The 10,146-nt window shown below is 62.4% G+C and carries 11 protein-coding genes; 5 read left to right on the top strand and 6 right to left on the bottom strand.

Annotated elements, in window-relative coordinates:
• The first annotated feature begins 123 nt into the window (after positions 1 to 123).
• The 4 genes from RBB32_RS20980 (at position 124) to RBB32_RS20995 (ending at position 3,661) form a co-directional block, all read left to right on the top strand.
• Positions 124 to 1,530, top strand: a complete 1,407-nt coding sequence (locus tag RBB32_RS20980) for an amidase (RefSeq protein ID WP_306155671.1) — start codon at positions 124 to 126, stop codon at positions 1,528 to 1,530.
• 179 nt (positions 1,531 to 1,709) lie between these two features.
• Positions 1,710 to 2,525: a DUF2189 domain-containing protein gene (locus RBB32_RS20985; protein ID WP_306155672.1), complete on the top strand. Its 816-nt coding sequence runs from the start codon at positions 1,710 to 1,712 to the stop codon at positions 2,523 to 2,525.
• A complete protein-coding gene (locus tag RBB32_RS20990) occupies positions 2,518 to 2,904 on the top strand; it encodes a VOC family protein (protein ID WP_306155674.1) in 387 nt (128 codons plus the stop codon). The genes RBB32_RS20985 and RBB32_RS20990 overlap by 8 nt, the downstream gene beginning before the upstream one ends.
• Positions 2,905 to 3,034: 130 nt before the next feature.
• Positions 3,035 to 3,661 (top strand): class I SAM-dependent methyltransferase, encoded by a 627-nt coding sequence (locus RBB32_RS20995; protein WP_306155677.1) that lies wholly within the window; start codon positions 3,035 to 3,037, stop codon positions 3,659 to 3,661.
• 111 nt (positions 3,662 to 3,772) lie between these two features.
• Here the strand turns inward: RBB32_RS20995 and RBB32_RS21000 are convergent, their stop codons facing one another.
• The 3 genes from RBB32_RS21000 to RBB32_RS21010 all read right to left on the bottom strand — a co-directional run bounded on the left by RBB32_RS21000 (position 3,773) and on the right by RBB32_RS21010 (position 6,062).
• Positions 3,773 to 3,985, bottom strand: coding sequence for a hypothetical protein (locus RBB32_RS21000; protein WP_306155679.1), 213 nt, complete (start codon positions 3,983 to 3,985; stop codon positions 3,773 to 3,775).
• A complete protein-coding gene (locus RBB32_RS21005) occupies positions 3,982 to 5,142 on the bottom strand; it encodes an aromatic ring-hydroxylating dioxygenase subunit alpha (RefSeq protein WP_306155681.1) in 1,161 nt (386 codons plus the stop codon). Before RBB32_RS21005 ends, RBB32_RS21000 begins: the two co-directional genes overlap by 4 nt.
• A gap of 95 nt (positions 5,143 to 5,237) precedes the next feature.
• A complete protein-coding gene (locus RBB32_RS21010; protein ID WP_306155683.1) occupies positions 5,238 to 6,062 on the bottom strand; it encodes a helix-turn-helix domain-containing protein in 825 nt (274 codons plus the stop codon).
• Positions 6,063 to 6,283: 221 nt separating this feature from the next.
• Here RBB32_RS21010 and RBB32_RS21015 point away from each other — a divergent pair, with 221 nt between their 5' ends.
• Positions 6,284 to 6,643: a hypothetical protein gene (locus RBB32_RS21015; RefSeq protein ID WP_306155684.1), complete on the top strand. Its 360-nt coding sequence runs from the start codon at positions 6,284 to 6,286 to the stop codon at positions 6,641 to 6,643.
• 30 nt (positions 6,644 to 6,673) lie between these two features.
• Here the strand turns inward: RBB32_RS21015 and ilvN are convergent, their stop codons facing one another.
• The 3 genes from ilvN to RBB32_RS21030 form a co-directional block, all read right to left on the bottom strand.
• A complete protein-coding gene (ilvN, locus tag RBB32_RS21020; RefSeq protein WP_306155686.1) occupies positions 6,674 to 7,234 on the bottom strand; it encodes an acetolactate synthase small subunit in 561 nt (186 codons plus the stop codon).
• Positions 7,235 to 7,316: 82 nt separating this feature from the next.
• Positions 7,317 to 9,071 (bottom strand): acetolactate synthase 3 large subunit, encoded by a 1,755-nt coding sequence (locus tag RBB32_RS21025; protein WP_306155688.1) that lies wholly within the window; start codon positions 9,069 to 9,071, stop codon positions 7,317 to 7,319.
• Positions 9,072 to 9,477: 406 nt separating this feature from the next.
• Complete coding sequence (locus tag RBB32_RS21030) at positions 9,478 to 10,119, bottom strand: response regulator transcription factor (protein ID WP_306155690.1); 642 nt, start codon at positions 10,117 to 10,119, stop codon at positions 9,478 to 9,480.
• Between the last annotated feature and the right edge of the window lie 27 nt (positions 10,120 to 10,146).

Genomic DNA, 10,146 nt, shown 5'->3' on the forward strand with positions numbered 1-10,146 from the left:
GAGCAATCAGAGCATCCGGATACTTACGAGCTCCCGCCCGCAAACATACTTACACGTCAGCGACAGACTGGATATTTGTGAAAAGAAGAAGGGCCGGCGGTGCGAGGCTGTCGGCAAGATGGCATGGATGATGTTTTGACATGGGCGGCCCGGGTGCAGGCGCAGGCCATCGCCGAGGGAAAGCTGAGCGCCGAAGACCTGATGCGCGCGACATTGGCGCGGGTCGCGGAGGTGAACCCGGGGCTGAACGCGGTGGTGTCCTTGCGGGATGAAGGGGTGCTGTTGGCCGAGGCCAGGGCGGCGGACAATCGCGCGCCCGAAGGGCCGCTGCACGGGTTGCCGATTGCCATCAAGGACCTGGCCGATGCCAAGGGCCTGCCCACCAGCCACGGATCTGCGGCCTTTGCCGGGCAGGTGGCGGCGCGCGACAGCCTGCATGTGGCCCGCCTGCGGGCGGCGGGGGCCATCGTCATCGGCAAGACCAATACGCCCGAGTTCGGCCTTGGCAGCCATACCTACAACCCGGTGCACGGGGCGACCTGCAACCCCTATGACACCACGCGATCCTGTGGCGGGTCGTCGGGCGGGGCGGCGGTGGCCCTGGCTGCCGGGATGCTGTCGATTGCCGACGGGTCGGACATGATGGGCAGCCTGCGCAACCCGGCGGGGTGGTGCAATGTCTATGGCCACCGGCCCACATGGGGGCTGGTGCCCGCCACGCCGGAGGGCGAAAGTTTCCTGCACCCGATGGCCACCAACGGGCCGATGGCGCGCAGCCCGGGGGATCTGGCGCTGCTGTTGGATGTCATGGGCGGGCCGGAGGCGCGGCAGCCCCATGGCAGCGCGGTGCCTGACCTGACGCTGAGCGGCGGCGCCAAGGGCGCGCGGATCGCGTGGCTGGGCGATTGGGGCGGCGGTTTTCCCTACGAGGAGGGCATCGCGCCGCTGTGCGAGGCGGCTTTGAGCGTGTTGGAGGCGCAGGGCGCCGTGGTGGAGCCATTGGCGCCGCCCTTCGACCGCGATCTCATGTGGCAAAGCTGGAAAACCCTGCGCAATTGGGCCGTGGCGGCGAAGTTCGCCCCGCTTCTGGAGGCGCCGGAGACGCGCGACCTGTTGAAGCCCGAGGCGGTCTGGGAGATTGAGCAGGGGCGCAGCCTGAGCGCCCTTGAGGTGCATCGCGCCAGCGAAATACGCTCGGAATGGTTCCGCGTGGCGGCGGGGTTGTTCGAGACATACGATGCGCTGGCCCTGCCCACGGCGCAGGTCTGGCCCTTTCCGGTGGAGTGGGACTGGCCCAAGGAGGTGGCGGGGCAGGCGATGGAGACCTATCACCGCTGGATGGAGGTTGTCGTGCCGGCAAGCCTTGCGGGCCTTCCGGCCATCGCCATGCCCGCGGGCTTCGGGGAAAACGGCCTGCCGATGGGGCTGCAACTGATTGGTCCGCGGGGCGGCGACGGGGCGCTTTTGCGGCTGGCGCAGGCCTATCACGCGGCCACCGATTGGCCCGGCCGGCGGCCTGCCATAACCTGAATTAAAGCGTTCCGCCTTTAACCTGAAGCATCAGCGAAAGGCGGAACGCGTGCAACGATTGAGCCGAGCACTGCGTTTCGCGAAAATCTGTGATTCAGGTTTTTTGCGAAACGCTTTAGATTTGTATCTTTGTGTGCTGCGGCACATTGGCTAGTCTGACCCCGACGGGAGGACGAAAGATGCAGCCAGAAAAGCCGCTTGGCGTGCCGGATATGGGCGCGGTCGATTTTACCATGCTGGGCGTGGCCCTGCGCCGGGGTTGGGCCGACATGGCGCGCGCGCCGGGCTTTGCCGTGGTCTTTGCCGGGGTCTATGTCGCCGTGGGGTGGATCATGGCCTATGTGACATGGGTCACCGGGCAGACCTATTGGCTTATATTCGCCGCCGTCAGCTTCCCGTTGATCGGCCCCTTCGCGGCGGTGGGTTTCTACGAGGTCAGCCACCGCTTGCAAATGGGCCTTCCGCTTGAGCGCAACGAGGTTTTCGGGGTGGTGTTCCACCAGGGCAAGCGGCAGTTGCCCTCGATCTGCGCGGTGATCATCATCTTGTTCCTGTTCTGGTTTTTCTTGGCGCATATGATTTTTGCCCTGTTCCTTGGGTTTTCGACGATGACCAATATTTCCAGCAGCTACGAGGTGTACCTGACGCGCGAGGGGCTGAGCATGCTGGGCTTTGGCACCCTGGTGGGGGCCGGGTTCGCGGTTTTGCTTTACAATATCACGGTCGTTGCCCTGCCGCTGTTGCTGGATCGCGAGGTGGATTTCGTGACCGCCATGATCACCAGCTTTCAGGTGGTGACAGGTAACCCGGTGCCCATGCTGGCATGGGCGGGCTTTATCGCGGTCTCGACCTTCGTGGCGATGCTGCCGGGGTTTCTGGGGTTGTTCATCGTGCTGCCGCTTCTGGGCCATGCGACATGGCATTTGTACCGGTTGATTTGCAAGGCGGGGGCGGACGCACCGGGGCCCGCGACGGACGGGGTTTTGAATGATTGATCATATCGGTTTGAGCGTTTCGGATTTCGCGGCGGCCAAGGCCTTTTACGATCGGGCGCTTGCGCCCTTGGGCATGCGCCTGTTGGCCATGGTGCCCGAGGAGTTCACCGACGGGGTGAAAGTGGGCGGCTATGGCAAAGAGCGGCCGATCTTCTGGTTGGGGGAGGGGGCGGCACAGGTGCCGCCCCTGCACGTGGCCTTCAGCGTCGACAACCGCGCCGAGGTCGAGGCCTTTCACGCGGCGGCGCTTGCGGCAGGGGGCCGGGACAACGGCGCGCCGGGGCTGCGCCCGCAGTACCACCCCGAGTATTACGGGGCCTTCGTGCTGGACCCGGATGGCAACAACATCGAGGCGGTGTGCCATAAGCCGGGCGGCTAAAGCGTTTCCAGTTATTCTTGCACCCCCACCTGCCAGGCCTGAACCCTTGGGGCTGTGCGCAGAGCGCAGTCATGGGGGCGCGTGACGTTTGATACCTCCAGCGGGTAGGGTGCATCAAAGGAGCCAGCCCATGCCATCCGACACGACATTCTGGGACAAGATCGCCACGCGCTATGCGGCGATGCCCATCGGCAATCAAGCGGCCTATGACCAGACGCTTGAGCGGGTGGCGGCCCATTTGACGTCCAGTGATCACGTGGTCGAAATCGGCTGTGGCACGGCCACGACGACCCTGACCCTGGCCCCCAGGGTGGCGCGGATGCTGGCCACGGATGCCTCGGCCGAGATGGTGCGGATTGCGCGGGAGAAGGCCGTGGCACAGGGGATGGACACCATCGAGATCGTCCAGGCGCGCAGCGATGACACCCGCCTTGCCACCGGGGCGTATGACGTTGTCATGGCCTTCAGCTTTCTGCACCTGGTCGAGGAGCTGGACCGGACCTTGGGGGAGGTGGCGGCGATGCTGAAACCCGGCGGGCTGTTCATCTCGAAAACCCCGTGCCTGGGTGCCATGTGGTACCTGCGCCCGGTGCTGCCAGTGCTGCGGATGCTGGGAAAAGCCCCCGGCGGCGTGGCGTTTTTCAGCCCCGAGGTTCTGGAGGCGGCGATCCGGCGGGCGGGGTTCGAGATTATCGAGACAGGGGATTACCCGGCCAAGACCCCGCCGCGCCGGTTCGTGGTGGCGCGGAAGTTGTGATTTGGATGCGAAGGCGTTTCAAAACGCCTTGCTTAAAGCGCCTTAAAAGGCGCTTGCAACGCAAATTCGAATTTGCGTGACCAAGGCTTTTCGAAAAGCCTTGGCCGCCTGTTACGCCTCGCGCCCGTGTTTGACCAGCCGGGCGTGCAGGTCCTTGGCCTGTGGGGCCCCGGCCTCAAGCGCGAAGACATAGGCATGCGTCAGGTAGAAACAGGACGCATCAAGATCGTTCGCACCATTGGCGGCCTCGGCATAAAGCTTGATCAGCGCCATGCGGTCGTTGGCCTCGTGGGCGGTGATCATCCGGGTATCGAGATCTTTCATTCTGCGGCCCTCGCTTTTGCGCGGTGGGTTTCGATCTTGCCGGCCACCCAGTCGTGGAAGCAGTGGGTCGCGCCATCCATGGCGGGGCTGAAGCGGCCCCCGTCGAAGTTGGTGGCGTGGCGGCCCCGCTGCATGCCCTGCACCACGAAGATGTCTTCCTCGAACACGGTTTTCCAAAGCTGGGTGTTGCGCATGCGCAGGCCCTCGTCGCTGTTGGGGACCGCGTAATAGAGGTGGATATGTTCCACGGTCTTTTCCGGCCCCTTGGGTTCAAGGATGATGGCGAAGGCATGGTCGCGGTGGGTGCCCAGCAGGACGTTGGGGTAAACGGCGATATATTCGGCCTGTTCGTTCCACTTGGCGCCGACGTCCTCGAAATCGGGGAATTTCTCGCCGTTTTCATTGGTCAGCTGGCGGTAAACCATGGTGCCCTGGCCCGAGTATTCGCCCGGCTTTTCGATGTTGTAGTGATCTTCCAGCTTGGAATAGCTGTTCAACCCCGGATGCACCCAGGGCAGGTGGTAGCTTTCGCAGTAGTTCTCGACCGCGAGTTTCCAGTTGGTTTGCACCTCCAGCTCGAAGCGGCTGTCGTGGCCGCCGTGATAGAGGGGCAGTTCGAACTCGCTCCAGCGTTCCATGATGTCGGCCATGGCCTCTTCGAAGGCGGGGGCATCGCCCGACAGGTTGATCCAGACGACATCGCGCCAGATATGGCTGCGCACTTCGATCAGGCCAAGGTCGTTGCGGTTGATCGCCTCGTGGGTGTTATGGCCGGGGCCGCCCACATGCGGGGTGGACACAAGGTTGCCCTTGGTCGAATAGCACCACGAATGATAGGGGCAGCGAATGGCGCCTTCGATCTTGCGTGGCTCTTCCACAAGGATCATGCCACGATGGCGGCAGATGTTCTGGAACACCCGCACCTGGCCGTCCTTGTCGCGGATCAGCAACAGCGGCATGCCCAGGAATTCCAGCGGCACGGCATCGCCGTTTTCCGGCACATCGGCGGCGACGGCCAGACCGGCCCATTGCGAGAACAATAGCGCCTGCTTTTCCTCTTGGAAAATGCCCTCGTCGATATAATGCGCGTTGGGCAGGCCATTGGCCTTTTCAACGCTGTTGCGCACGTTCGACAGGTCTGTGACGGGGTGCGTCATCGGAAACTCCTGTTTGTTGGTATGCCAACCAGTCAACAGAAATTCGCGCTGTGAAACCGACGATTCACGACCTGAGTTTCCTCAAGGCGACAGGTTCAGCGGAATTCTTGGTCCATGCGCAAGAGGCGCAGATGGTATTCAGGTACCGAGTCGGGGCTGACAAGCCCCGCGTCGCGGGCGGTGGCCATTACCTGCCCCGAAAAGCGGCCAAGGTGTTCATAGACCATCCGCGTGGCGCGCTGCCCCGAGACGCTTTCGCGGATACTGCGCGTGGCATAGCCTTCCCAGATATTGGGCCGGAACGAGGATTGGCGGCTCAGGAAATTGAATGAACAAGACAGCGTGTCGCGGTGGCTGGCCAGGGCAATGACCCCCTCCTGCTGGCGCAGGAAAAGGCCGCGAAATTCTCGGTCGCGCGGCGCCACCGACAGGCCCTGACCGCGCATCGCCCGGCGTGGTTCATAGCTGCGCAGGAAGGTATAGCCATCGCGCCGCTTGACGAAGACAAGCCCAAGCACAAGCTGCGTATGGTCCAGGAAACTGCGCCGGACAAAGCGGTAGAACCCGTCGGGAAAATTGACTTCGGGGATATCCAGGGGCTCGGCGCCGAAGAATCCCTCCAACTCGGGGTGGTTCAGCAGGTCTTGCGCCGAAGGGGCCAGGGCCTCCACCGGTTCCAGCAGGATACGGGCATCGACGCCGAAGAACCGGCAGATGCGATGCAGGACATCGGGGCGCGGAAAGCTTTCGCCCGACAGGTAGCGATTGAACTGGGTGCGATTGATCCCCAACTCGCGGCACAGGCCCGCCACCGAGGGGTAGGCGGCGCTCAGGATCTGAAGGTTGCGCCCGAACATGCTGCGTAACTTGGCAGGGTCTTGCTCCGGTTGCGGGCGCGAGGAGAGCGAGGGGCTGGGCATTGTCGGAAATCTCTTTTGGGTTAATGTCTGTGCGCTTGCACTTCATATCGCTGAATTTTTGGAATGGCCACAAATCCATGACGCGTATTAGCGTCAGATCGTGCCACAGCTGACACAAAATAATGGGCCCAGATGCGAAAATAAGGCTACACTTTTCGCATCCGTGTCAGGACACTGCTTACGTAAAGGAAAGAACGCAAGGGGAAGGCGTTTTGGGGATGATGTACGGAGTCGTTCTTTGGAGCGATCACTCGCGGAACCGTGCCGTGATCTGGTGCGAGGATCACGGTGATCTGGCTTACTTCGATGGGGGGTTACCCGCAGGTGGGCCAGGCCTTGAACCGGGCGATCTGGTGCGTTTCGAGGTCAGCGAAGGCAAGCGGATGCGCATTGTCAGCAATCCGCGCGTCGTGGCCAGCGAACAATACCCAAGCCTGGCCAGCGATCTGCGCCGCGCCGGCACCGGGCACGGCACGCCGATGCCACAGGCGGGCGATGCACCGTCTTCCAAGATCATCCCGCTGACCCCGGGGGGCGCTGCCGTTCAGGCGGCGACAAATCGCAAAACCTCGACCGGCTGATCCGGTATCCGGCCCGCCGCGCGCAGGCGGTCAGACCCCGCGCGACAGGGCGGCCACGCCGGTGCGGGCAATCTCGGTCAGGCCCAGGGGGCGCATCAACTCGGCGAAGGCGTCGATCTTGTCCGGGGTGCCGGTAATTTCGAACACGAAGCTGCCAAGGGTGCTGTCCACGGCGTTGGCGCGGAAGATATCCGCCAGCCGCAGCGCCTCGACCCGCTTGTCGCCCTCGCCTTCGACCTTCAAAAGCGCCAGTTCCCGTTCCACCGATTTGCCATCGACCGTCAGGTCGTGCACCTCGTGCACCGGCACGATGCGGCCCAGTTGCGCCTTGATCTGTTCGATCACCTGCGGCGTGCCGGTGGTGACGATGGTGATCCGGCTGGTGTGGCCGGTATGGTCCACCTCGGCCACGGTCAGGCTGTCGATGTTATAGCCACGCCCCGAGAAAAGCCCGATCACACGCGCCAGCGCACCGGGTTCGTTATCGACGATCACGGCAAGGGTATGGGTTTCGCTGACATCCGAGAAATTGGGCCGTAGGTTATAGGCCGAATGCTTGGACGAGCCTTTCTTGATCTTTAGGGCTGACATTTCAAACTTTCCTTTTCTTGCGGTGGCCGGGGCCGGAACTTTCAAAAATTCCGGCCCGTTTTCTTTCGAAAGAAAACGGTTGCTACACCAGCACCGCGCCGCCTTCCTTGATCGCGTCCTTGGTCGAGGCCTCGCCCAGCAACATCTTGTTGTGCGGCTCGCCGCTCGGGATCATCGGGAAACAGTTCTCGTGCTTCTCGACAAGGCAGTCGAAGATCACCGGCCCGTCGTGATTGATCATCTCCATGATCGCATCGTCCAGATCGGCGGGATCGCTGCACAGGATGCCCTTGGCCCCGAAGGCCTCGGCCAGCTTGACGAAATCGGGCAGGGCCTCGGACCAGCTCGACGAATAGCGCTCACCATGCAGCAACTCCTGCCACTGGCGCACCATGCCAAGGCGCTCGTTGTTGAGGATGAATTGCTTGACGGGCAGGCGGTATTGCACCGCGGTGCCCATCTCCTGCATGTTCATCAGCCAGCTGGCCTCGCCCGCGACATTGATCACAAGGCTTTCGGGGTGGGCCATCTGCACGCCCACCGAGGCCGGGAAACCATAGCCCATGGTGCCAAGACCCCCGGATGTCATCCAGCGGTTGGGGTCTTCGAACCCAAGGTATTGCGCCGCCCACATCTGGTGTTGGCCCACCTCGGTACAGACATAGCGATCATGCCCCTTGGTCAGTTCCTCAAGCCGCTGCAGCGCGTATTGCGGTTTGATCGTCTTGCCGGTCTGGGTGAAGGCCAGGCAGTTGACCTTTTTCCAATCCTCGATCTGCGCCCACCATTTCTGCAGCCCCTCGCGGTTCACCTTGCGGCCCCGCGATTTCCAGATTTTCAAAACGTCTTCCAGGACATGGGCGATATCGCCGATGATCGGGATATCGGTCTTGATCACCTTGTTGATCGACGAGGGGTCAATGTCGATATGCACCTTGGTCGATTTCGGGCTGAAGGCATCGACGCGGCCGGTGATCCGGTCGTCGAACCGCGCGCCGATATTGATCATCAGGTCGCAGTCGTGCATCGCCATGTTGGCCTCGTAAAGCCCGTGCATGCCCAGCATGCCCAGCCACTTCTTGCCCGAGGCGGGGTAGGCGCCAAGGCCCATCAGGGTCGAGGTGATGGGAATGCCCGTGGCCTCGACCAGTTCGCGCAAAAGCTGGCTTGCGGCAGGGCCGGAATTGATCACGCCGCCACCGGTATAAAAGATCGGGCGCTTGGCGGTTTCCAGGGCCTCGACCAATTCGGTGATCTCGTCCATGTCGCCCTTGACCTGCGGCTGGTAATGGCTGGTCTTGGCCTCGCGCGGGGCGGTGTACTCGGCGCTGGCGAACTGCACGTCCTTGGGCAGGTCCACCAGGACCGGCCCGGGCCGCCCGCTGGTGGCCACGTGAAAGGCCTGGTGCACGGTATCGGCCAGCGACTTGGTATCGGAAACCAGCCAGTTATGCTTGGTGCAGGGGCGGGTGATGCCCACGGTATCGGCCTCTTGAAAGGCGTCGTTGCCGATCATGAAGGTCGGCACCTGGCCCGACAAAACGACAATCGGAATCGAATCCATCAGCGCATCGGTGAGGCCCGTCACCGCGTTGGTCGCTCCGGGGCCCGAGGTGACAAGCGCCACGCCCGGTTTGCCGGTCGACCGCGCATAGCCTTCGGCGGCATGCACGGCGCCCTGTTCGTGGCGGACCAAGACGTGCCGGATATCGTTTTGCTGAAAAATCTCGTCATAAATCGGTAGGACAGCCCCGCCAGGGTATCCGAACACGACGTCCACGCCTTGATCCTTCAAAGCCTGAACCACCATTTTCGCTCCGGTCATCTGACGTGTCATTTGCTTGCTCCGTTCATGACGTCATTACATTGTTTGCACATAAAAAAGCCCCCGACGATCCGGGGGCGCATGGGGTACCATTATGGTGTCCGTTACCGGCCCATGCGCCATTTTCCTACAATTACCACTAGCGATGCCATAAGGCCGACTCCTTGGTGTGCGTCCGCGGAACATTATGAGCGGGGACAAGGGGCGTCAACAGGCTTTTGTGAAAAAAGTGTCGCGCTGCGGGCGCGATCTTTGCATTTATTGCGCGGTTTGGCGATATCGCCCGCGGTGGAAGGCGCCGATGCCATGTGCTTTTTCTTGGCGCGAATACCCCGGGGTGTTTGAGGGGCAGCGCCCCTCATTCAAACAAAACTGTGCGGCGCAGCCGCGCTTTTTGGTCAGGTGCCATCGGCGTCGGTTACAGACTTACGCCCGTCCCCTGCAAGACCCCGTGTTCCAAGGCATAGCGGGTCAACCCGGCGGTCGAGGAAATGCCCAGCTTGCGCTTGATGTTCTTGCGGTGGGTTTCCACCGTGCGCACCGAGATATCCAGCGCCTGCGCCACTTCCTTGTTCGATTTGCCCTGCGCCAGTTGCAACAGGATCGTCTGCTCGCGGTTGGTCAGTTGTTCGCGGCCCGCGCCCGCAAGCGGCGCAAGCGAACCCTTGGCCCCGGTGCACAGGTAGCGTTCCCCGGCCATCACCGCATCGATGGCACGCTTGATCTCGTCGGTGGGCACATCCTTGAGGACATAGCCCAGGGCCCCGTGGCTGAGGGCGGAATTGATGTATTCCGGGCTGTCATGCATCGACAGGATCAGGATCCGTGTGCCGGGGCGTTTTTCCAGCACCATTTCCGTGGTCGAAAGCCCGCCCACGCCGGGCATGTTCAAATCCAGAAGGATCACGTCGGGGGCCAGCCCTTCGACCCGGTCGATAATCTCCTGCCCGTCCGAAAGGCAGGCCAGCACCTCGATATCCTCATAGCTTTCGAGGATGGATTGGATGCCTTCGGTGACCATCGGGTGGTCGTCCACGATCACGATGCGGATGGGCGCGATACGGGAGGGCGCGATAGGGGTGGGGAT

Source organism: Roseovarius sp. MMSF_3281 (assembly GCF_030733685.1).
GTDB lineage: Bacteria > Pseudomonadota > Alphaproteobacteria > Rhodobacterales > Rhodobacteraceae > Roseovarius.